The organism is Sulfurihydrogenibium subterraneum DSM 15120, from assembly GCF_000619805.1.
Lineage (GTDB): Bacteria > Aquificota > Aquificia > Aquificales > Hydrogenothermaceae > Sulfurihydrogenibium > Sulfurihydrogenibium subterraneum.
Map to the genome: position 1 here is coordinate 160,771 of NZ_JHUV01000011.1, position 22,159 is coordinate 182,929.

21 protein-coding genes and 1 other RNA gene are annotated in these 22,159 nt (G+C 32.3%); 12 read left to right on the plus strand and 10 right to left on the minus strand.

Annotation, left to right across the window (positions count from 1 at the left end; genetic code table 11):
- The first annotated feature begins 173 nt into the window (after positions 1-173).
- Positions 174-1,643, plus strand: a complete 1,470-nt coding sequence (locus tag Q385_RS08960) for an RNA-guided endonuclease InsQ/TnpB family protein (RefSeq protein ID WP_037919747.1) — start codon at positions 174-176, stop codon at positions 1,641-1,643.
- Positions 1,644-1,725: 82 nt separating this feature from the next.
- Here Q385_RS08960 and Q385_RS0106540 read toward each other — a convergent pair whose 3' ends face one another.
- Positions 1,726-2,418: a ChaN family lipoprotein gene (locus Q385_RS0106540; protein WP_037919749.1), complete on the minus strand. Its 693-nt coding sequence runs from the start codon at positions 2,416-2,418 to the stop codon at positions 1,726-1,728.
- Positions 2,419-2,501: 83 nt separating this feature from the next.
- On the opposite strand from Q385_RS0106540, the gene Q385_RS08965 reads away from it, so the two are divergent.
- The 6 genes from Q385_RS08965 (at position 2,502) to Q385_RS0106570 (ending at position 8,413) form a co-directional block, all read left to right on the plus strand.
- Positions 2,502-2,702: a hypothetical protein gene (locus tag Q385_RS08965; RefSeq protein ID WP_037919751.1), complete on the plus strand. Its 201-nt coding sequence runs from the start codon at positions 2,502-2,504 to the stop codon at positions 2,700-2,702.
- Between the two features lie 16 nt (positions 2,703-2,718).
- Entirely contained in the window at positions 2,719-5,289 is a 2,571-nt protein-coding gene (mutS, locus tag Q385_RS0106550) for a DNA mismatch repair protein MutS (RefSeq protein ID WP_028950897.1), read from the plus strand.
- 80 nt (positions 5,290-5,369) lie between these two features.
- Complete coding sequence (locus Q385_RS0106555) at positions 5,370-5,621, plus strand: RpnC/YadD family protein (protein ID WP_028950898.1); 252 nt, start codon at positions 5,370-5,372, stop codon at positions 5,619-5,621.
- Between the two features lie 30 nt (positions 5,622-5,651).
- Entirely contained in the window at positions 5,652-5,852 is a 201-nt protein-coding gene (locus tag Q385_RS0106560; protein ID WP_028950899.1) for a YgaP-like transmembrane domain, read from the plus strand.
- The gene (locus Q385_RS0106565; protein WP_028950900.1) at positions 5,849-6,991 is read left to right on the plus strand and encodes a metallophosphoesterase family protein; all 1,143 of its coding nucleotides are present in this window, start codon (positions 5,849-5,851) and stop codon (positions 6,989-6,991) included. Before Q385_RS0106560 ends, Q385_RS0106565 begins: the two co-directional genes overlap by 4 nt.
- A gap of 48 nt (positions 6,992-7,039) precedes the next feature.
- Complete coding sequence (locus tag Q385_RS0106570) at positions 7,040-8,413, plus strand: ATP-binding protein (protein ID WP_028950901.1); 1,374 nt, start codon at positions 7,040-7,042, stop codon at positions 8,411-8,413.
- Here Q385_RS0106570 and rnpB read toward each other — a convergent pair.
- Positions 8,414-8,757, minus strand: an RNA gene (gene rnpB / locus Q385_RS09155) — RNase P RNA component class A.
- Positions 8,758-8,860: 103 nt separating this feature from the next.
- On the opposite strand from rnpB, the gene Q385_RS09145 reads away from it, so the two are divergent.
- Positions 8,861-12,013 (plus strand): EAL domain-containing protein, encoded by a 3,153-nt coding sequence (locus Q385_RS09145; protein WP_051524412.1) that lies wholly within the window; start codon positions 8,861-8,863, stop codon positions 12,011-12,013.
- Here the strand turns inward: Q385_RS09145 and Q385_RS0106580 are convergent.
- Genes Q385_RS0106580 through minC form a run of 7 tightly spaced genes read right to left on the minus strand, consistent with a single transcriptional unit; the run spans position 11,994 to position 16,923 of the window.
- The gene (locus tag Q385_RS0106580) at positions 11,994-12,347 is read right to left on the minus strand and encodes a YraN family protein (protein ID WP_028950903.1); all 354 of its coding nucleotides are present in this window, start codon (positions 12,345-12,347) and stop codon (positions 11,994-11,996) included. The two genes, Q385_RS09145 and Q385_RS0106580, sit on opposite strands and share 20 nt — an antisense overlap.
- Positions 12,340-13,197, minus strand: a complete 858-nt coding sequence (locus Q385_RS0106585; protein ID WP_028950904.1) for a peptidylprolyl isomerase — start codon at positions 13,195-13,197, stop codon at positions 12,340-12,342. Before Q385_RS0106585 ends, Q385_RS0106580 begins: the two co-directional genes overlap by 8 nt.
- Entirely contained in the window at positions 13,184-14,629 is a 1,446-nt protein-coding gene (gene glmU, locus Q385_RS0106590) for a bifunctional UDP-N-acetylglucosamine diphosphorylase/glucosamine-1-phosphate N-acetyltransferase GlmU (RefSeq protein WP_028950905.1), read from the minus strand. Before glmU ends, Q385_RS0106585 begins: the two co-directional genes overlap by 14 nt.
- Entirely contained in the window at positions 14,626-15,264 is a 639-nt protein-coding gene (hisG, locus tag Q385_RS0106595; protein ID WP_028950906.1) for an ATP phosphoribosyltransferase, read from the minus strand. Before hisG ends, glmU begins: the two co-directional genes overlap by 4 nt.
- A gap of 4 nt (positions 15,265-15,268) precedes the next feature.
- Positions 15,269-15,514, minus strand: a complete 246-nt coding sequence (gene minE / locus Q385_RS0106600; RefSeq protein ID WP_028950907.1) for a cell division topological specificity factor MinE — start codon at positions 15,512-15,514, stop codon at positions 15,269-15,271.
- A gap of 15 nt (positions 15,515-15,529) precedes the next feature.
- Positions 15,530-16,312 carry a septum site-determining protein MinD gene (gene minD / locus Q385_RS0106605; protein WP_028950908.1) on the minus strand — a complete coding sequence of 261 codons (783 nt, stop codon included), beginning with the start codon at positions 16,310-16,312 and terminating at the stop codon, positions 15,530-15,532.
- A gap of 11 nt (positions 16,313-16,323) precedes the next feature.
- Positions 16,324-16,923 (minus strand): septum site-determining protein MinC, encoded by a 600-nt coding sequence (minC, locus tag Q385_RS0106610; protein WP_028950909.1) that lies wholly within the window; start codon positions 16,921-16,923, stop codon positions 16,324-16,326.
- An 81-nt stretch (positions 16,924-17,004) separates the two neighbouring features.
- Here minC and lysA point away from each other — a divergent pair, with 81 nt between their 5' ends.
- The 4 genes from lysA to Q385_RS0106630 are packed head-to-tail and all read left to right on the plus strand — an operon-like array spanning position 17,005 to position 21,843.
- On the plus strand, positions 17,005-18,267 hold the full coding sequence (lysA, locus tag Q385_RS0106615; RefSeq protein WP_028950910.1) for a diaminopimelate decarboxylase: 1,263 nt from the start codon (positions 17,005-17,007) through the stop codon (positions 18,265-18,267).
- Positions 18,264-19,556: a phosphoribosylamine--glycine ligase gene (gene purD / locus Q385_RS0106620; protein WP_028950911.1), complete on the plus strand. Its 1,293-nt coding sequence runs from the start codon at positions 18,264-18,266 to the stop codon at positions 19,554-19,556. The genes lysA and purD overlap by 4 nt, the downstream gene beginning before the upstream one ends.
- Before the next feature lie 56 nt (positions 19,557-19,612).
- Complete coding sequence (elbB, locus tag Q385_RS0106625; protein ID WP_028950912.1) at positions 19,613-20,269, plus strand: isoprenoid biosynthesis glyoxalase ElbB; 657 nt, start codon at positions 19,613-19,615, stop codon at positions 20,267-20,269.
- Positions 20,269-21,843 (plus strand): bifunctional ADP-dependent NAD(P)H-hydrate dehydratase/NAD(P)H-hydrate epimerase, encoded by a 1,575-nt coding sequence (locus Q385_RS0106630; RefSeq protein WP_028950913.1) that lies wholly within the window; start codon positions 20,269-20,271, stop codon positions 21,841-21,843. The genes elbB and Q385_RS0106630 overlap by 1 nt, the downstream gene beginning before the upstream one ends.
- 91 nt (positions 21,844-21,934) lie before the next feature.
- On the opposite strand, the gene Q385_RS09255 is transcribed toward Q385_RS0106630, so the two are convergent.
- On the minus strand, positions 21,935-22,105 hold the full coding sequence (locus Q385_RS09255) for a DUF2281 domain-containing protein (protein WP_084609415.1): 171 nt from the start codon (positions 22,103-22,105) through the stop codon (positions 21,935-21,937).
- Positions 22,106-22,159: the final 54 nt, after the last annotated feature.

The window sequence follows — 22,159 nt, forward strand, 5'->3', positions numbered from 1 at the left end:
AGTAATAATTATATATCAGAATTAGGCTTGTGGTATTGAAACTAATCACAAATTTTATAGAAAATAATAGAAAATAATCCTTGAAACTTCTATATAAAAAGCTTAAAATAATACTATACTGATGAAACTATCTAATTATACAAATAAATACGGAATTACAAAGGAATTAGGAAATGCCAATTAGGGCATACAAGCACAAGCATAATGCAAATAAAAATAAGGTAGAAACAGTCAGACGAATTCTCAAAGACTATAGAAAAACTGCTGAAAAAATATCAAAATTACAATGGTATTTGTTTTTTAAAGAAGGCAGTTTCAATAAAAACTACAAGATTAACCACATTCCATCAAAACTATCAGAAAGATACAAACAAACTTGCCAGTATCAAGTAGTATCAGTATTAAACAGTTATACATCTAACAGACAAAAAGATTTTATAAAAACAGTTTATAGAAGTTCTTTAGACGAAGATACCAAATTTATCTTATTTGTGATAAATAAATCAAAAGCATGGTTTAATGAAAAATTAACAACAGCAGTTCTTAAAGATGATAAAGGGAAAGTTATAAAAGAACTACCGATAGAAAAACATCACTACAAACTCTCAAGAAAAATAATAAAACAAACATTTAAGAAAAACAGATTTCCTTCTTTCAAACATATATCAATGCAGTTAGACCAGAAAGTAGCAAAGGTAGAAAAAAGGAAAGAAGATAAAGCAAAAGAATTTGACTGGTGGATAAAACTATCAACACTTGAGAAAGGAAAACCAATATACCTACCAGTATATAAAAACAGTTATTTTGAAGGAAAAGAAGGAATACATTTAAACTTTGTGCAGATAAACGAAAAAGAAGGAAATATAGAAATAGCATTTTTAAAGGAAGTGCCAAAAGAGACAAGTTATCTGCCTAAAACAAACAAAATAAGCATAGACATAGGATTAAAAGCGTTATTTGCAGTAAACACAGGAGATTTGTATGGAAAGCAGTTTTACAAACAGTTAAAATATTACGATAAAATAATCACAAAACTACAGGCAGACTTACAAAGACAAGGAATAAATCCGAAAGGAACCAAAAGATACAAAGAGCTAAACAGAAAACTAAAAGAATACATAAAAAACGAAATAAATAGACTTTTAAACAGAATATTTAAAACATACCAGCCAAAAGAAATAGTAATAGAGGATATAAACTTTCAAAACAGCGATTTATCACCGCAGTTAAACAGATTATTAAACAGATTTGGAATGAAGATAATAAAGCAAAAATTAGCAGATTTTGAAGAAAGATACGGGATAAAGATAATAAAGGTAAATCCAGCATACACAAGTCAAACCTGCTCAAATTGTGGATATGTAGATAAAAGGAATAGGAAATCACAAGAAAAATTTGAATGCTTAATATGTGGTAAGAAAATAAACGCAGATGTAAATGCAAGCAGGAACATAGGGGTTAGAAGTTCTAATCCTATGAAGTCACAATCAAGAAGATCCGTCCTTAGAATGCTCGTAAGGGCATATCTGAGAGACGATAAACACTATGCCTGTAATAGTCGGGCTCGTGAGGTAATTTTGGGCAATAGATATTTTATATGTTTTCACGAACCGCTCAAAATTACTTCCAAAGAGAAATCATAGATATTTTCTATGAATTTCTATGATATCTCAGACTATAATCCCTGTCAATGAATAATTTAAAGATTGATTTAAAAAGTAGATTCTAATTATAAATGAAAACTTTTAAATTTCTATCCAAGATATTCAAAATTCTTTTTATTCCCTCTGTATGACCTTTACCCACTAAGGCTACAATTGTATAATCAGGATTTTCTTTCTTTAAGTGGTAAATCTTATAAGCCATAGAGTAGTTCCAAGCAAGCTGAATATCAAAAAAAGCTTTTTTATCTTTTATTTGAGGATGATTTTTTAAAACATCTTCAAGCTCTTTTATCTCGTTTTCTGACAGGGTTGGTATTGGTTTTGGTAAAAATTTACTATCAGCATTGTTTATTCCTTTATCTTTTATAACCCTTAACTCTTCTGAAGGAATGTTTAAGGCGTAAACTTTTATCTTATTTTGTCTTGCAAACTCTAAAATATCTCTGTAATACTTAAAATCAAATCCCCATCTTTTTTTATACTCTGTTTTTTCTAAGAGTTCTTCTTCAGATATTTTGCCTTCAATATAATCATCTAAGTACTTTTGAAAAGGCTGTTGAAACATCTCCATTCCTATGATAATCTTTTTATCGTATCTGTGGAGCTCCTTAATAAGTTCCAGCTGGATTTTGTGGTCGTTTTGGTCTGTGTGTATCTCTCCTACTAAAATAACGTCATATCTGTTTAAACTGTTTGAAAATGCTAAAATAATTCCTATAATAAAAACAACAAACGGCGAAAAATTTAATTTCATAGTAAAAAACCTATTGTTAGGAATTGTTATTGAGATTATAGTATATGATAAAATTAAGAAAAATCAAAAGTGAGGTAAATTCTATGACCACAGTTATTATAAAAATAGATAAACCAGAATCTGATAAAGAGTTAATTATACATACTAAATTGACTCCTAAAGAAATAGAAAATTTAATCAAACAGTTAGAAAAGAAAAAGTTTGAAACTGCAATATTAAGTGAATCTTCGTTAAAAAAAGATTGGCTTAAACCAGAAGAGGACGAAGCGTGGGCAGATTTATAAAAGTGAGGATTGGTAGATGGAAAATTTAACTCCAATGGTTGCACAGTACCATAAGATTAAAGCACAGTATCAGGACTGTCTTTTACTATATAGACTTGGAGATTTTTATGAACTTTTCTATGAAGATGCAGTTATAGGTTCAAAAGAGTTAAACATTGTCCTTACTAAAAAGAAAATCAGTAAAGATAAAGACATTCCTATGTGTGGTATTCCTTATCACTCCGCAGATAGCTACATTACAAGACTTGTATCAAAAGGTTATAAAGTTGCCATATGTGAACAACTTGAAGATGCATCTAAGGCAAAGGGAGTAGTAAAGAGAGACGTTATAAGGGTAATAACCCCCGGAACGTATTTTGACAACGAAAAACTAAAATCAGGACTTACAGCTGTATACAAAAAGTCTGATAAATACGCAGTGGCATTCCTTGACCTTGCAACAGGAGAGTTTTATGGGTCTGTATTGAATAAAGAGGATTTAATCTCTTTTATAAGTAAATTTTCTCCGAAAGAGATACTTACGCACCCTGATACAGATATATCTTTTTTAAATCAAGAGTATAAAGGATTTTTCCATTACAATCTACCTGAGTACTTTTTTGAAAAAGATTATCAACAAGAGTTTTTAATTCACTTTAAGACAAAAAGTATAACTTCTTTTGGATTTAATCACTTTGAAGAAGAGTTAATCATAAAACCACTATCAGCTGTGTTTAACTATGCAAAAATAACACAAAAATCATTCCTACCTTACATCTCACCACCCAAACCATACAGAGAAGATAAGTATATGAAGATAGACTACTCAACTATAAAACATCTTGAACTTGTATCATCTCAAGAACACAGTCCATCATTACTATCTGTTATAAACAGAGCTATAACAGGAATGGGAAAAAGAAAAATAAAGTTTATGCTACTACACCCCCTTTTAAACATAGAAGAAATTAAAGAGAGACAAGATGCCGTAGAAGAACTTACAAAAAATCATCAGTTAAGAGAAGAAATCAGACAACATTTAGACAAAGTTTACGACATAGAAAGACTTGTAGCAAAGATAACCTCAAACACACTTACACCAAAGGATATGGTTGCTTTAAGAGAGTCTTTAAAAAAGGTAAAGGATATAAAAAATCTCTCTGCCAAATCAAAACTTCTAAAAAATATTATAGACAGCCTAAACCCCCATACTCAGCTTGTAGACAAGTTAGAAAGATACTTGGAAGACAACCCACCATTTCATCTCAAAGAAGGAGGATTGATTAAAAAAGGAGTAGATGAAAGGTTAGACGAGCTTAAATCTTTAAAAGAAAATGCAGAGGAGATTATCCGTCAGTATCAAGAACAAGAAAAAGAGAGAACTAAAATATCCAGCCTTAAAATAGGTTTTAACAAAGTTATTGGATACTACATAGAAATAACAAAACCAAACCTAAAACTTGTACCTCCTGACTACAAAAGAAAACAAACTTTATCAAATGCAGAAAGATTCACAACTGACTATCTTCAACAGTTAGAAGACAAAATACTTTCAGCAGATGAGAAAATAAAAGCACTTGAGTATGAGATATTTACTCAAATAAGAGAAGAAGTAGTAAATCAGTCTTATGAGATAGAAGAAACAGCAAGATTGTTAGGGTACTTAGATGCTTTATCTGGTTTAGCCCAAGTTGCAGTTGAGAAAGGTTGGATAAGACCTCAAATCCATAATGGATACCATCTTTTCATAGAAGAAGGTTATCACCCTACAGTAGCTAATTACTCAAAAGATTTTGTTCCAAACAGCGTTTACTTTGACGAAAATAGATTTTTCCACATAATAACAGGACCAAACATGTCTGGAAAAAGTACATACATAAGACAAGTTGCACTTCTTACAATACTATCTCAAATAGGGTCGTTTATCCCAGCTACTTCTGCACAGATTAGTGTAGTAGATGCGGTTTACACAAGGATAGGGTCTGGAGATAACCTTGCAAAAGGCTTGTCTACTTTTATGGTAGAGATGCTTGAAGTAGCAAACATACTCAACAACGCTACAAAAAACAGTCTTATAGTCCTTGATGAAGTAGGAAGAGGAACAAGCACTTACGACGGAATAGCTATAGCTTGGGCTGTATCAGAGTATATCGCAAAAAACGTTAAAGCAAAAACCCTCTTTTCAACCCATTACCACGAACTTACACAGCTTGAAAATCAGCTGGAAGGAGTAAAAAACTTCTATTTATCAATAAAAGAAGACCAAAATGGAGAGGTAAGATTTTTATACAAAGTAATGGAAGGATTTATAGATAAAAGCTACGGAATACACGTTGCACAACTTGCAGGACTACCAAAATCAGTTATAGATAGAGCAAAAGAAATACTCTTAGAACTTGAAAACAAAAAAACAGAAAACAAAGAAGAAGAAATATATCAACAGCTCCTGTTTACCCAATTAAATCAACCAGAAACAGAGTATAAAACAGATAAAAACCAAGAGCTCCTAAACTTTATAGAAGAAATAGATATAGCAACAACTACACCACTTCAAGCCTTAATGATACTAAGTGAGCTAAAAAATATGGTTAAAAACCTAAAAAGCTAAGGAGTAGTAATGTCAATAGAGAAATCACCTCACGATTGGCTGTTTAAAATGATTTAGAAGAGATAGGAGGTGAAGAAAAGATGATGACTTTAACAGAAAAATGGAAAATGGAAGGATTAAAGAAAGGAAAAGAAGAAGGATTAAAGGAAGGATTACAACAAGGATTAGTAGAGGGTTTGAGACAAAGTATATTTGATGCTATAGAGCTAAAATTTGGTTCTGTTGAAGATAACTTAAAAGAAAAAATAAGTCAAATATCTGATATTGACAAGTTAAAAGAACTACATAGAAAGGTTATACTTGCAAATAGTTTAAATGATATAATCATATAATAACTAACAACTAAATAGGAGGTAACTAGCATGACACCAATGAGAATTCAAAGAATAATGATGAGTATAATCCTTATTGCAGGATTACTACTTGACTTAAACGGTGTTGAGTGGGGTAAATATTTAATCTGGTTTGTTGCTCTGATGTCTTTATTTGCAGGTATAACTGGTTTTTGTCCGTCTGACGTTATACTTAAGAAAATAACTGGCAAAGAAACTATGTGTGGATGAGATTTTTACATCTAAGTGATACCCATCTTGGGTATCACCAATACGGCTTAGTAGAAAGGGCAAAAGATTACTTTGACGCTTTTATGTCAGCTGTAGACGTTGCAATTGATAGAAAAGTAGATTTTATTATCCACACTGGAGACTTTTTCCATACCCACAGGCCATCAAATCAAACTCTGCTTGAAGGTATAGAAATTATAAGAAGGTTAAACGACCACAATATACCTATATTCACAATTGCAGGAAATCATGACAGAGGAAGTGGAGTAAGAGATACAACCGCATTAGAGATACTTAAACATATGGGTTTGAAAGTATTAGATAAGGGATTAGATGACTCGCTGGGAGTAAACATATTTGGATTAAAGTACATATCTCCTATATTTGTCAGAAGAAATTTAAAACTTGAAGAGACATTTGAAAACCTCTACAACCAAGCCAAAAATAAAAACAATTTTAACATTTTAATGCTACATCTTGAATTTGAACCGTTTTTTAACTCAGGAATAAAGTTAGAACACTACCTACCAGAAGGGATGTACAACTATGTAGGTATAGGACATTACCATCAAAGACAGGAACCAATAAACATAAACGGCTCAACTGTTGTATACAGCGGGTCAACAGAGTACACCCAGTTTAATGAAAAGTTGTATACAGAAAAAGGCTGTTATGTTGTAGAAGTAGAAAATGGAAGCTGTAGAGCTGAGTTTGTGCCTATAAAAAATAGAATGTTTTTAAGCTATTCTTTTAACGATGAGACTATAAGCGACGTTATTAATTCTCTAAAAGAGTTAGACCTGTCTTCTGATAAAAAACCAATTCTTTCACTGGAAGGGTCAACCAAAAATTTTTTAACTAACAAAGAAGTTTTTAACCTACTACAAAACGAAGGTTTAATGGATAAGTTTTTACACGTAAAATGTGAAATTAAAAATCTATCAAACAAAGTCCTTGAATTTCAAGTTATTCAAGAAGATGACAAATCAACCACAATCAAAGAAAAGTTAAAAGAGCTGTTAGAAGAACCAGAGCTCCTGTCTAGAATAGAGAAAGTTTTAGAAGAGATTAAAGCATTTGAAGACATAAAAGATTTTGAAGCTTATATAGAAAGTCATCAGGAACTTCTTGAACTGTAAAATCGTTTTTAGATTATAATAATTTGAAAACGAAAAATTGAGGAAAGTTTGAGATTTATAAACCGAGAAGAAGAGCTTAAACTCCTTGAACATGAGTATAAAAAAGAAGCTTCATCTTTTGTTATAATCTACGGTAGAAGAAGAACGGGAAAAACTACTCTGATAGAAAAGTTTATAGAAAATAAAAAAGCTATATACTTTTTAGCAACCCTACAAAACGAGAAGCTTCAAATAGAAAGTTTTAAAAACATAGCATCAGAAGTTCTAGACGATGACTTACTTAAAAGTTTAAATGTAGATAGCTGGGATATAATTTTTAAGTACATCTTAAATAAAACCAAAGAGAAGTTAATAATAGTTATAGATGAGTTTCAGTATCTAACACAGGTAAATAGTAGTATACCTTCTATATTCCAAAGTATATGGGATAACATTTTGAAAAACAAAAATGTAATGCTTATTTTATGTGGGTCTTTAATAGGTTTAATGTATAAAACTACACTTGGATACACAAGTCCACTTTACGGAAGAAGAACCGCTCAAATCAAACTAAAGCCTATGGAGTTTAAAAATTTTAAAAAATTTTTTAAAAATTCAGATAACATAAAGTTATTAGAGTTTTACAGTGTTATAGGAGGAATTCCACGATACATAGAACTTTTTGATGAAAGTTTAGATGTATTTGAAAATATAAAAAATAATATTCTGTATAAAAACAGCTACCTTTATGAAGAGCCAAAATTTATCCTAAAAGAAGAAATTAAAGACCCGATTACCTACTTTTCTATACTGCAGGTTATATCACAGGGTGAACGCAAAATAGGAAAAATAGCAGCAAAATTAGGAATGCAGACTCATAATTTAACTTCCTTCATAGAAAAGCTTATAGAGCTTGATATTTTAGAGAGAAAAGTCCCTATAACAGAAGAAAACCCAGAAAAAAGCAAAAAAGGATTATACTTTATAAAAGATAACTTTTTTAACTTCTGGTTCAAGTATGTTTTTCCATACCAAAATTATTTAGAGACGGGAAGATACGATTACATCTTAAATAAGATAAAATCAGATTTTGATATTTTTGTATCTTTTACTTTTGAAGAGGTTATTTTAGAATACATTTACGATTTAGATATTCCGTTTCACATATATAAAGCTGGTAAATGGTGGGATAAAGACACAGAGATTGATGTAGTTGCGGTAGGAGAAGATAGTATTCTTTTTGGAGAGTATAAATACTGGGACTCTCCAGTAGGAACAAATGTTTTATACCAGCTGAAAGAAAAAGCTAAAAAAGTAGATTGGAAAAAAGGTAAAAGAAAAGAATACTATGCTGTTTTTTCTAAATCCGGATTTACGAAGGAGATTATGGATTTATCTAAAAAAGATAAAGATATATTTTTGTTTGACTTTAATGACTTTTAAGGCTACGGCTTTGGAGTAAGCCGGATTCTGTTTTAGTGGTCATTTGTCTAAGCTCCCTACCCGAAGGCATCGGTCGGGCAAACCTGATAACGCCTTCTTACTTGGGATTGCTCCGGAAGAGGGTTGCCAACCTACGATGTCACCACCGTAGGTAGTGGGCTCTTACCCCACTTTTTCACCCTTGCCTCCATGACCACACCAAAAGGTGTGCGGATTGGCGGTCTGTTTTCTGTGGCCCTATCTGTGAGGTTGCCCCCACCTGTCTTTCGACAGCTTCCTACCCTGTGGAGTCCGGACTTTCCTCACCAGCTATTTACAGCTGGCGCTAACCACCTCAAAGCCGTAGCCTTATATACAATATATTCTTTTTATAAAATATTTCAAAATACTTGATTACCCCCCCCACTTATAATAATATATTATGAAATTTATGGGGGAAATAAATAAATGAACTTTTCAATATGTCCACATGATACTGAAAAGGGACTTAAGTTTTGGAAAGATTTTATAAGACAACTTGAAGAAAAACTTGGAGAAAAAATAGATTTTAAGCCCTATAAATCTTTTGAAGAAGAAAAAGAAAATTTAGATACAAAAATTCATCACGTTTATTATGCAAGCCCTGAAATTGCTATACATCTTTATCAAAAAGGTTATAAACCAGTTGCCAGATTTAAAAGGCAAAGAGATACTTTTTTAATTATAGGAAAAGATGAATCTGTTTTTAATAAACGTTTTATAAAAGTTGCAACAGCTTTATCAAACCCTCCTGTATATGGTTTATTAAATTCTGACTTTGAAGATTTAGAAGTGATTTTTACTAAAACTTGGCAAGAAGTGTTTGAGCTTGTAAAAGAAGGAAAAGTTGATTTAGGAATAATATACAACGAAACTTGGGAAGAAATAAAAAATAAGGAAGGTATTAATATATTCAGGTCTAATACACTTGAAACTTCACACATTTTTATGGTACATCCTACCGTTTACGACAAAGTAAAGCTTGTTTTACTATCTTTTGACTTTTTAGAAGAAGTTACAGATGACGATATTAATAAAACGATGGAAACATTCGCCAAATTTAGGATACTTGCAAAAAAGTGGGAAGAACACGACATTGCAAAAGCTGTATTAAATACTGATAATTTAGGTATTGTTATTTATCAGGAAAAAGTTGTTTTTGTTAACGATTATGTACCTAAACTTTTTGGTTATTCAAAAGATGAAATACTATCAAAGTCTATTTTAGACTTTATTTATCAAGAAGACAGAGAAAAAGTAATTCCTATAGTTGAAAAAAGGTTAAAAGGAGAGAAGTTTCAAATTTCACATAAAGAAGTTAGGGCTGTAAGCAAAAGTGGAAAAATTCTTATACTGACTGTTTTTGGAGGCACTATTTTATTTAACGGAAAATACTCAGGATTTTTAATATTCTTTGACATTACAAAACAAAAAAAATATGAAAGACTTTATCATCTATTGAGGGAAGTTAACCAAGCAATAACCCTTTCTATAACAGAAGAAGAGATGTTTGAAAAAGTAAGTAAAGCTTTAGTTGAAAAAGTAGGACTTAAGTTTGTATGGATTGGCACTAAGGAAAGTGAAGATAACCCATACTTTAAGGTTATATACAAATACGGTGAAGACAAAGGCTACCTTGAACAAGTTAAAATATCTTGGAGAGAAGACTTACCTACAGGAAGAGGTCCTACAGGAACTGCATTTAGAACTGATAAGATTTTTATAATACCTAACACACAAACAGACACAAGATTTATACCTTGGAGAGAGTACGCAAAAGAAAGGGGTTTTTTATCTACACTGGCTCTTCCTTTAAAAAGTGAAGATGGAAAAGTTAAATATGTAATTACTATATATTCTCCTGAACCAGAGTTTTTTGATGAAGACGTTATCTCGGTTTTAGAAGAGTTAAAGCAAGATTTAGAGTTTTCTATAAAAAGACTGTCTGAAATCAGAAAAAATATAATAATATCAAAGGCTATTGAAAACTCTGATTCTTGGGTGTTAGTTGCAGATGAAAATTTTAAAATAACATACGTTAATGATACAGTATGCAAAATAAGTGGATACTCAAAAGAGGAACTTATAGGTCAAAATCCAAGAATTTTTAAATCTGGAGTACAACCAAGAGAGTTTTATGAAGAGTTATACAAAACAATACTATCTGGAAAACCTTTTTCTGCTGTATTTGCAAACAAGAAAAAAAACGGAGAGCTATTTCATTTAAAAACAACAATATATCCAGTTGAAATACCACCAAATATAAAAAGGTATTTAGCAATAGGTATAGACATTACAAAAGAAGTTGAACTACAACATCAAGTGGCAAAACTTGAAAACTACGATACTCTAACGAACTTAATGAACCTAAAAGGCTTTTTCTTAATATTGTCAGAAAGGTTAAAAAGTTTGGATTGTTGTGGAATTTTAGCTTTAATAGACATTAAAGATTTTACTTTTATAAACCAAATTTACGGATTTGTAGTTGGAAACTTTCTATTAAAGGAGGTGGCAGGTAGGTTAAATCTTGCTTTTTCTGATGCAATAATAGCAAGAACAGCAGCAGATGAATTTGGAATATTTAAAGAAATAAAAAAGGGAACTGAAACAATAGAGCTAAACCAATTTATAGAAAAATTAAACACAGTTTTTTCACATTCAATATTTTATGAGGATAAATTAATAAACTTGTCTTTTAACGCTGGGATAGCTTTAGCACCAAAAGATGGTAATAATTTAGAATTACTGTATCAAAACGCCTCTACATCTTTAGCCCATTCAAAATTACAGGGAGAAAACGCTGTAATTGTATTTAACAAAGAGATAGAAGATAAAGTTAAAAGTATATCTTTTGCAAAACAACTTATAGAAAGAGCGTTAAACGAGAAATTATTTACTCTCTACTATCAACCATTTTTTAACACTAAAACTTTAAATTTAGAAGGATTTGAAGCGTTAGTTAGAATAAAGGATAAGGATGGAAAAATATACACTCCAAATGTTTTTATAGACGTTCTTGAAAACAGTAAGTACTTGATGGATTATGAAAAATGGCTTTTAAACGAGATAATACAGAAAAGTAGTAAATGGAATATTCCTATATCCTTTAACATCTCAGCCAACAGTTTTAAAAACAAAGATTATATAAAATATCTTTCTTCTTTAAACTCTAAAATTAATCTTATAATGGAAATTACAGAAAGAGTTTTAATGATAAATCCAGAAGAAACAAAAGAGATACTCTATAAAATCAAAAAAGATACTGCTTTAAAGATAGCTGCAGACGACTTTGGAATAGAGTATTCATCGTTAAAATATCTTAAAGATTTTCCTATAGATGAAATAAAGATAGATATTTCTTTTACAAGAGAAATTGTAGAAGATTTAAAAACAAGAGCTGTAGTAAAAGGTATTATAACTCTTGCAAAAGAACTTGGAATGCAAACATTAGCAGAAGGAGTAGAAACTAACCAGCAATTAAAGATATTAAGAGATTTAGGTTGTGATTATGTTCAAGGCTATCTTTTAGGTAAACCTATGCCAGAAGAAGAAGCTGAAAAACTTATAAAAAATCAAGGTTAAAAGCGTTTTCTATGTGAGTTATGCTTTCTTGAAAAATTGCAACTACGTCAAATCGGATATTTTTATCTGTTAAGTTGTTTTTGTATAAAAAATATTCTGCTGTTTTTATGATTTTTTTTATCTTTGTTTTATTTAAACTTTCTTGTGGTAGTCCAAAATTAGTTTTAGATAAACTCCTTACTTCAATAAAAACAACCGTATCATCTCTTAAGGCTACTATGTCTATCTCTCCGTATCTTGTATAAAAGTTCCTCTGCAGAATTGTATAACCTTTCTTCTGTAGAAAATCTACCGCTAAATCTTCGTTTTTTTTACCAAAACTCCTTTTATTCAAATCTTTGAATTACCGCTTTTTCTCTAAGTTTTTTTAGGTATATATCGTACTCTCTTTTTAGTTTTTCCATATCTTTTTCTGTTAGATTTTCTTTTGGAATAAGTTTTTTCTCATCTTTTTCAATGTATATAAAGTAAGTCCCTTCCTTTGTGTCTACTTGGAAAATCTCTCCTTCTTTTCTGCTGAACACTTCTTTATCTAAATCTTCTGCAAGGTCTCCTTTTTTAACTTCTCCAAGTAATCCACCGTTTTCAGCTGTAAATTTATCGTCTGAGTATTTAGTTGCGTATTCAGAAAAGTTATTTTTATTTAGCTTTTCTTTAAGTAGTTTTACCACACTTTCATAATCTTGTCTATCTTTTGAGATGTATATCATTCTAATTTTTTTAACGTCTTCAACGCTTCCTTCCACAATTCCTTTGGTTATGTAATCTCTTAGGTAAAAGTGTAGAAATTTATTGCTTATTAAATCTCTTGTTATAAACTCTCTTAGTTTTGTATAGGATATGCCGTTTTTTTCAAGTTCTTTTTTAAATGTTTCTAAATCTTGGATGTTGTTTGCTTTTGCTATTGATAAAAGTGCGTTGTCTACCTCTTTAGGAGAGACTGATATTCCTAACTTTCTAGCTTGCTGGGATAGTAGTATAGAATCTATTATTTTTTCTTGAGCTTGTTTTTCGTCTTTTATTTTATACCACTCTTTTGCAAACTCTACGTCAGATTTTAAAACAGGCTCTCCATTAACTACTAAAACTATTTTATCAAAAAGTTGATAATCATCTAAATTTTCTGCTTTTAAAAGTCCTACAACTGATAAAACAAAGATTAAGATAAAACTAACCTTTTTCATACTTTTTCTTCCTCTTTTCTGCGTAATTTTCTATTATTTTTTGTTGATTTCTTTCAATTGCAAGGGCTTTATCTGGAACATCTTTTGTAATAACAGAGCCAGACCCTGTAATAGCCTCTTCTCCTATGGTGATAGGGGCTACTAACATTGTATCACTTCCTATAAATGCTCTATCTTTTATTACTGTTTTGTGTTTTTTAAATCCGTCATAATTGCAGGTTATAGTGCCAGCTCCTATATTTACCTCTTCTCCTACTTCTGCATCTCCTAAGTATGATAGATGTCTTGCGTTTGTTTTTCTTCCTATTACAGAGTTTTTAACCTCAACAAAGTTTCCTATTACAGCTTCTTCTTTTATAACACTGCCTCCTCTTATTCTGGCAAATGGTCCGATAACTGCGTTGTCTTGTATTTCTGAATCTTCTATGTAAGAGTTTGCAAGAATCTTTACATTTTTACCTATTTTAGAATTTTTTATAATACAGTTTGGTTCTATAACCGTTCCTTCATCTATAGAAGTTTTTCCTTTAAGTACAACATTTTGGTGTATCTCAACGTCTCTTGACAAATCTACGTCAAATTCTATCCATACAGACTGTGGATTATGGAAGGTTGTACCGTTTAAAGCCCAAAAAGTTATGTACCTTTCTTTTAGTATGTTTTCTACTCCTGCAAGCTGAAGTCTATCGTTTACTCCTAAAATCTCTGTGTAATCTGGAATTTCCAGAGCATATACATACTTTTCTTCTTGACGAAGTATCTCTATTACGTCTGTTAAATAGTATTCCTGCTGTGCGTTTTTATTTTCAAGATTTTCCAAAGCCTGTATTAAGTAAGGGGCATAGAAAAAGTATATTCCAGAGTTTACTTCGTTAATCTGCTTTTCTTGGTTGGTTGCATCTTTTTCTTCAACTACCTTTATTACTCTGTGGTCTTTGTCTTTTATAATTCTTCCATAACCGTAAGGGTTTGGAACTCTGGCAGTTAAAACAACTCCTGCTATAGACTTGTTTTCGTATCCTCTGTAGTTTGTAAGGTCTGCTCCTTCGTATCTAACAAGTGCTTTAAGGTACTCTCCTGCGTTGTGAAGAGTCTCTCCTCTTACAAGTGGTGTGTCTCCGTTTATTATTAATACGTATCCGTCAAAGTCTTTAAAGTACTCTTTTGCTGTGTAAACAGCGTGTCCTGTTCCCATCTGATTTTCTTGGTACACAAATTCACACCCATCACAGTTTACTGCGTTTATAACTTCATCTTTTTTATGTCCTACAACAATAACTGTTTTTTGAGGTTTTATCCATCTAACTGCAAAAAGACTATACCACAGCATCGGTTTGCCTAATATTTGGTGAACTACTTTAGGTTTTTCAGACTTAAAACGAGTACCTTTTCCAGCTGCCAATACAACTGCAATTAGAGGAAAATCTATCATATCTCACCTCTCAAAAACTTTTCTACATTATCAAGTATTTTAAAGATTTTATCAGATTTTAACTTATAACTTCCTCTGTTAACGATTAGTTTTGCGGTAGATGGTCTTATATTGTCAATAACTACAAGTCCATTTTCTCGCAAGGTTGTTCCAGTTTCAACTATATCAACTATAAACTTTGCAAGACCGACTAAAGGTGCCAGCTCCACAGACCCATAAAGCTCAAATATTCTTACGTTTATTCCTTTATCTGAAAAAAACTGAGCTGTTATCTTAGGATACTTTGTAGCAATATCTAAAGATGCAGGGTTTGAGAAATAAAAATCTCTGTCTTCTGGTTTTCCTGCAACTACTATATTACAGTATCCTATTTTAAGGTCTAATGGCTTGTACACGTCTGGCTGGGATTCCAGTAGAACGTCATCTCCAGCTACTCCTACGTCTGCTATACCGTTTTCTACGTAAACAGGAACATCTTTTGCCCTGACGACTAAAAATCTGTAATCTTTAGATTCTAAAATAAGCTTTCTTGTATTTTGATGTATGTCTTCTGACAGTATTCCAGATTTTTTAAGTATATCTATTGTTTGGTCAAACAGCCTTCCTTTTGGCAGTGCAAAGGTTATCTTATCCAATATCTCACCTTCCGTTAGCAAATGGTATACTTATCCAAAGCTCGTCTCTATCGTTTTCTGACTTTATCTCAACCTCTATATTTCTTGAATCAAACTGAGGATACTTTGAAAAAACCGCCACCAAATCGTCCTTCAATATATCTGCAAAGTTAGGTGGTAATCCTTTCCTTTCATAAGACAAAACCATCATCAATCTTTCTTTTGCTTTGTTTGCCGATGAATTTCTCTTGAAAAAACTGAATATTGACATTTTATTCCCCCTGAATTATCTTCCAAACAGTTTTGCAAAAAATCCTTTTTTCTCTTCAAGCTCTGTAAACGGAATATCCTGACCTTCTATTCTTTTTGCTATGTTCATAATAGCTTTGGCAGCTGGAAGCTCCTCGTGTAATACAATAGGCTCTCCTTTGTTAGTGAAGTCAACTAACTTTTCTTCATCTGGAACTATACCTATCTTTGGTATCTGGAGTATTTCTTCTATGTCTTCTACTGATAGCATCTCACCTTTTTTAACCTGATGAAGTCTTATTCTGTTTATTACTAACTTTGGCTGATTCTTCTCCATAGATTCAAGTAAACCTATTATTCTGTCAGCATCTCTTACAGAGGAAACTTCAGGGTTAACGACAACGATCGCCTCATCTGCTGGGGCTGATGCTGTTTTAAACCCTCCTTCTATCCCTGCTGGAGAGTCTATAAAGATGTAATCAAACTCATCTCTTACAGATTCAACAACTTCTACCATTTGATGTGGCTTAACTGCATCTTTATCTTTTGTTTGAGCAGCTGGCAGAAGGTATAAAGGAAGACCTCTTTTGTCTTTTACAAAGGCTTTTTGTGGTTGAACTCTTCCCTCTACAACGTCAACTATGTCGTAAACTATCCTGTTTTCAAGTCCAAGTATCATATCAAGATTTCTAAGTCCAATGTCAGCATCAATACATAGAACCTTTTTACCTAATTTTGCCAAAGCGGTAGACACGTTAGCTGTTATTGTAGTTTTTCCAACCCCACCTTTTCCCGATGTAACGACGTAAACTTTTGCCATAGATTACACCTCTACTTAATTTTTTCTATTACAATCTGGTTATTTTCTATGTATGCTTTTTCTGGCTCATTTACTTCTTCGTAAGAATCAGGAGACCTTGCTATGTAGCTTGCTATTCTAAGCTGTTGTGGCATTAGTTTTAGAGCCATTATAATTGACGTTTCATCACCATTTGCTCCAGCGTGAACAACACCCCTTAGAGCTCCCATCACAATAATACTTCCTGAGGCAATAACGTAAGCATCTGGATTTACATCACCTAATATAAGAACATCTCCGTCATACTCAACACTTTGACCACTTCTAAGGGTTTTATTAATGATTTTTAAAGATTTTTTTTCATTTACATGTTTTGGAATGTTTTTATTATCTGATTTAGTATTTTGATAACCTAAAACCTTTGTATTATGACTTTTTAAAATCTCTTCTATTTTCTTAGAGTTGTCTTGGTTTAACTCTAAGCCCATATAATCTAAAACAGCGTAAGAACCTTTAAAAACAGCAGAAGAGAGCTTCTTTTCAAGTTGATTTATATTCTCTTCTACAGACAAACTGGGGTCTAACTTTATAAGTAAAGCTGGAACTGTTAAACCTTTAATCTCAATTCCCATATGTTTTACCTTCTTGAAAATTTTAATAATTTATGCTTATCTATTCTACTGCAAAATTCATTTGGAGGTCAAAAATTATTAATGGGTGATAATTTTAATGATTATTTCGTCTATAAAGAAGGAAAACTTTACTGTGAAGATGTAAGTATTCAAAATCTCGCATCTAAAGTAGGGACTCCTTTTTACATTTACAGTAAAAAAGCTATTTTAGATCAAATAAACCAGTATAAAGAGGCTTTTAAAGATTATCCTACTTTAATATGCTACGCTTTAAAAGCAAACTCTAACTTATCTATTTTAAAAATATTTGAAGAACACGGTCTTGGAGCTGACATCGTATCAGGTGGAGAGCTCTATAAAGCAAGAAAAGCTGGAATATCTTCCAATAAAATCGTTTATGCAGGGGTAGGAAAAACAGATGTAGAAATTATGTACGCTATAAATGAAAATATTTTGTCTTTTAATGTAGAAAGTCAGATGGAGCTTGAAGTTATAAACGAGATAGCAGGAAAACAAAACAAAAAAGCGAATGTGAGTATTAGAATAAATCCAGATGTAGACCCTAAAACTCACCCTTACATATCAACAGGATTGAAAAAAAGTAAGTTTGGAATAGATATAGACCAAGCTTTAGATGTATATAAAAAAGCTGTAAAAATGGAAAACTTAAACATAGTTGGAATTCACTGTCATATTGGTTCTCAAATTATGGATGTCTCTGTATATAAAGAATCTGTAGAAAAAACTGTAGACCTTGTGTTTAAACTTAAAAAAGAAGGAGTAGAGCTTCAATTTATTGATATTGGTGGTGGTTTAGGTGTAAAATATTATCCACAGGACAATCCTCCTTCCGCCTTTGACTTAGCAAATACGGTTTTACCAATTATAAGACAGACAGGTTTAAAGTTAATAATAGAGCCGGGAAGGTCTTTGATAGCCCAAGCCGGAGCTTTAATTACAAAGGTTATCTTTACAAAAGATAAAAAAGATAAACACTTTGTTATAGTTGACTCTGGAATGAACGACCTTATAAGACCTTCCATATATAACGCTTACCATCACATAGTGACTGTTGAGGAAAAAGAGGAAAAGATGATAGCAGATATAGTAGGACCTATATGTGAAACAGGAGACTTTTTTGGATTGGATAGAGAGATAGGAAAAGTAAATAGAGGTGACCTTATAGCAATACTTACAGCTGGAGCCTACGGTAGTAGTATGGCATCTAACTACAACGTAAGACCAAAAGCTATAGAAGTTCTTGTAGATGGTGATAAGTATAAGATAATCAAAGAAAGAGAAGATTACAGTTTTATAACAAAGTTAGAAGAGGAAGTTTTATGAGAGTGTTGATTGTAGGAAACGGTGGAAGAGAACATGCGTTAGTCTGGAAAGTAAAACAAAGTCCATTAGTAAAAGAAGTTTACTGTGCTTCAGGAAACGCAGGTATAGGCAAAATAGCCACAAGGGTAAACATATCTCCCACAGACATATACAACCTTGTAAGGTTTGCAAAAGAAAAAAAGATAGACCTTACGATAGTTGGGCCAGAGCAACCTTTATCAGAGGGTATTACAGACAGGTTTGAAGAGGAAGGCCTTAAAGTTTTTGGGCATAAAAAGAGTGCAGCCATTTTAGAAGCAAGTAAAGTCTTTGCCAAAAACTTTATGAAAAAATACTCAGTCCCAACTGCAAAGTTTAAAAGTTTTGATAATGAAAAAGATGCTATAGAGTTTATTAAATCTGTTGGAGCTCCTACAGTAATAAAAGCTGATGGTCTTGCAGCAGGAAAAGGCGTTGTAGTTGCAAAAACGGAAGAAGAAGCATTTCAAGCTGTAAAAGATATGTTCGCAGGAAAATTTGGACCTGCAAGTAAAAGAGTTGTAATAGAAGAGTTTTTAGAAGGTGAAGAAGCATCTTACATATGTTTTGTTAAAGATGATAAATTTGTGCCAATGCCTACTTCACAAGATCACAAAAGAGCATTTGACAACGATGAAGGACCAAACACTGGAGGAATGGGAGCTTACAGCCCTACTTCATTAATAAACCCTGAGATAGAAAAAGAGATACAAGAAAGGATAATTCTGCCGACTTTAAAGGGTATGATAAATGAAGGAAGACCTATGTCTGGATTTTTATATGCAGGGCTCATGATAGGTCCAAAAGGAATAAACGTTTTAGAGTTTAACGTAAGGATGGGAGACCCTGAAACCCAGCCTATAATGAGAAGACTAAAGTCTGACTTGGTAGAACACATTCTACAGATTTTAGAAGGAGACATAGATAAAGTAAAACCTCAGTGGATAGAAGAATACGCAATTGGCGTTGTAATGGCATCGAAAGGATATCCAGATAGCTATCAGAAAGGATTTGAGATAACAGGTATAGAAGAAGCTGAAAAAGACCCTGATGTAGTAGTATTCCACGCTGGAACAGAAGAAAAAGACGGAAAGATAATCACAAATGGCGGAAGAGTTTTAACCATCACGGCAACTGGAAAAGACATAAATCAGGCAAGGGAAAAAGTATATTCGGCAGTAGAGAAGATACACTTTGAAGGAGCCTTTTATAGAAAAGATATAGGATTTAGAGAAGTTAATAGAAAAAATAAAGCTGTTAGTCAATCTTGAAAAAAAGGAATCGTTAAATTATTATTATGATAAGCACTAAATTTAGGGGGTAGTTTATGAAGATAGGCGTTTTATTAGCAGGATGTGGAGTGTTTGACGGGGCAGAAATTCACGAAGCGACATTGACACTTTACTTTTTAGATAAAGCAGGAGTAGAGACACTTATAATGGCTCCAAACATAAAGCAGAAAGACGTTATAAACCACCTTACTGGCGAGCCAATGAACGAAGAGAGAAATGTTTTAGTTGAAGCTGCAAGAATTGCAAGAGGAAACATAGTTGATATAGACCAAGTAAAAGCAGAAGATATAGACGGTCTTATAATGCCCGGTGGATACGGCGTAGCAAAAAACTTTTCTAACTTTTTAGAAAAAGGCGCAGAAGCTGAAGTTATTCCACAAGTAAAAAGGTTGTTAGTAGAATTATTTAAAGCTGGAAAGCCAATCGGTGCTATATGTATATCTCCTGTAATAGTAGCATCTGCATTAAGGGAAGCTAAACCTACTGTAACAATAGGAACAGATATTGACGTTGCTAAAGCAATAGAATCTATGGGAGCAAGACATTTAGCCTGTCCAGTAAACGAGATGGTTGTAGACGAAGAAAATAAGATAGTTACAACCCCTGCTTACATGCTTGGAAAAACAATAAAAGACGTTGCAGAAGGTATAGAAAAACTGGTAAACGAAGTTATCAGACTTGCTAAAAAGTAATGAAAATACTTACAAGTAAAGAGATATCACAGGTAGATAAAAACACCATAGAAAAAACCGGCATTCCTTCCTTGGTGCTTATGGAGAATGCCGGTAGGTCTTGTGTAGAAGTTATTCTAAAAGAGTTTCCTTTTGCCAAAAATATAACAGTAGTAGCTGGGAAAGGAAATAACGGCGGAGATGGTGTAGTCGTTGCTAGATATTTACAAAAACTTGGAAAAAACATAAAACTTTTTATCCTTGCACAAAATGAAGAAAAATTGTCCTTTGACAATAAAACCAATCTTAACATCTTTAAAAAATTTTCAAATCATTTTTACTTTATAACCCAATCAGACTTACAATTTTTAGAAGAAAACTTAAATACTACAGACTTAATCGTAGATGCAATATTTGGAACTGGATTTAAACCTCCCGTAGAAGGATACTCAAAAGACGTTATCTTTATGATAAACAGTAGTGGAAAGCCTGTTGTATCTGTAGATATTCCCTCAGGAATAGATGCAGACAGTCCTTTTTTTGATACAGCAGTAAAAGCAAATTCAACGATTACATTTGGATATTTAAAACCATGCCACATACTTTACCCTGCAGCTGAAAACTGTGGAAAAGTATTTGTAGCAGATATAAGCCTTGACGATACCTACGCTCCTTCATACAGACAACTTATAACCCCATACAACGTTTCACTTCCAAAAAGAGAAAAAACTGGGAATAAGTACACATTTGGACACGTGGCTATAATTGGTGGAAGTGTAGGAAAGTCTGGAGCTGTTATTATGGCAAGTAGGTCTGCAAGCTTAGCTGGAAGCGGACTTACAACGGCAATCGTTCCAAAGGATATAAATCAAACAATAGAAACAAATCTTATAGAAGAGATGAGTATTCCTGTTAACTGCAAAAACGGAACGTTTTCAAAAGAAAGTAAAGATGAGATACTTGATATATTAAATAAAGGGAAGTTTTCTTCTGTAGTAGTTGGAATGGGAATGTCTGTTAATGAAGATACTGTAGAAGTAATAGAAGGAATACTTACGGTTAAAAAACCGCTGGTAATTGATGCAGATGGTATAAATAACCTGTCAAAAATAGAAAACTTTAAAGACTTATTAAAACAGAGAGCTTTTCCAACAGTTTTAACTCCTCACACAGGAGAGTTTTCAAGACTTACAAGGTTAGACACTAAAACGATACTTAAAAACTTTGAAAGCATGGCCTCTGAATTTTCAAAAGAGAGTGGTAGCTATCTTATCTTAAAGTTTTCTAGAATGGTTGTTTTTACTCCAGATGGGAAAATATACTACTGTAATAGAGGAAATCCTGGAATGGCAACAGCCGGAACAGGAGACGTTTTGGCTGGAATTGTCGGATCTCTTTTAAACAGACTACCAGTAGAAGATGCTCTAAAGCTGTCTGTACTGCTTCACTCAATAGCAGGAGACTTAGCAGCTGCAGAAAAAGGTCAAGAGTCTTTAAAAGCAACAGACTTAATAGAAAACATCCCTCACGCTTACAAAGAGATAGAGCTCCAAAGGAAGATAAAAAGAGATAGTTTGATAAAAAGGATAGATTGATTAAAATGATATTGAGGTAATTCGATAGAGTTTAAATTCGGCAATACGGAGCAAGAATTAGAGTATCTTATAAACCTATAGAATAATGTTATTATAGTTCTTCTCTTTTTATAGGTTGAAATGCTTTAACTTTTTTAGGAATTATTTCATCTATTCTTTTTTTCTTTTCTCTTTTCTTATATTTTTGAAGTAAAAATTCATAAAAATCTAACAATTCCTTCTGTGCTTCTTTTGGAAGGTCGTTAAGGTTTATAGTTTGCATATTTAAACCTCTCTTAAAATAATCTTCTAATATATAACAATATATAGATTCCTA

Coding starts and splice junctions, on each gene's coding strand:
- Q385_RS09255 (WP_084609415.1), bottom strand. CDS start 22,105: ATGCAAACTATAAACCTTAACGACCTTCCAAAAGAAGCACAGAAGGAA.
- Q385_RS0106585 (WP_028950904.1), bottom strand. CDS start 13,197: ATGAAAAAGGTTAGTTTTATCTTAATCTTTGTTTTATCAGTTGTAGGA.
- Q385_RS0106555 (WP_028950898.1), top strand. CDS start 5,370: ATGATGACTTTAACAGAAAAATGGAAAATGGAAGGATTAAAGAAAGGA.
- Q385_RS0106630 (WP_028950913.1), top strand. CDS start 20,269: ATGAAAATACTTACAAGTAAAGAGATATCACAGGTAGATAAAAACACC.
- lysA (WP_028950910.1), top strand. CDS start 17,005: ATGGGTGATAATTTTAATGATTATTTCGTCTATAAAGAAGGAAAACTT.
- Q385_RS0106565 (WP_028950900.1), top strand. CDS start 5,849: ATGAGATTTTTACATCTAAGTGATACCCATCTTGGGTATCACCAATAC.
- mutS (WP_028950897.1), top strand. CDS start 2,719: ATGGAAAATTTAACTCCAATGGTTGCACAGTACCATAAGATTAAAGCA.
- Q385_RS0106540 (WP_037919749.1), bottom strand. CDS start 2,418: ATGAAATTAAATTTTTCGCCGTTTGTTGTTTTTATTATAGGAATTATT.
- Q385_RS08965 (WP_037919751.1), top strand. CDS start 2,502: ATGACCACAGTTATTATAAAAATAGATAAACCAGAATCTGATAAAGAG.
- elbB (WP_028950912.1), top strand. CDS start 19,613: ATGAAGATAGGCGTTTTATTAGCAGGATGTGGAGTGTTTGACGGGGCA.
- purD (WP_028950911.1), top strand. CDS start 18,264: ATGAGAGTGTTGATTGTAGGAAACGGTGGAAGAGAACATGCGTTAGTC.
- minC (WP_028950909.1), bottom strand. CDS start 16,923: ATGGGAATTGAGATTAAAGGTTTAACAGTTCCAGCTTTACTTATAAAG.
- Q385_RS09145 (WP_051524412.1), top strand. CDS start 8,861: ATGAACTTTTCAATATGTCCACATGATACTGAAAAGGGACTTAAGTTT.
- Q385_RS08960 (WP_037919747.1), top strand. CDS start 174: ATGCCAATTAGGGCATACAAGCACAAGCATAATGCAAATAAAAATAAG.
- minD (WP_028950908.1), bottom strand. CDS start 16,312: ATGGCAAAAGTTTACGTCGTTACATCGGGAAAAGGTGGGGTTGGAAAA.
- Q385_RS0106560 (WP_028950899.1), top strand. CDS start 5,652: ATGACACCAATGAGAATTCAAAGAATAATGATGAGTATAATCCTTATT.
- glmU (WP_028950905.1), bottom strand. CDS start 14,629: ATGATAGATTTTCCTCTAATTGCAGTTGTATTGGCAGCTGGAAAAGGT.
- minE (WP_028950907.1), bottom strand. CDS start 15,514: ATGTCAATATTCAGTTTTTTCAAGAGAAATTCATCGGCAAACAAAGCA.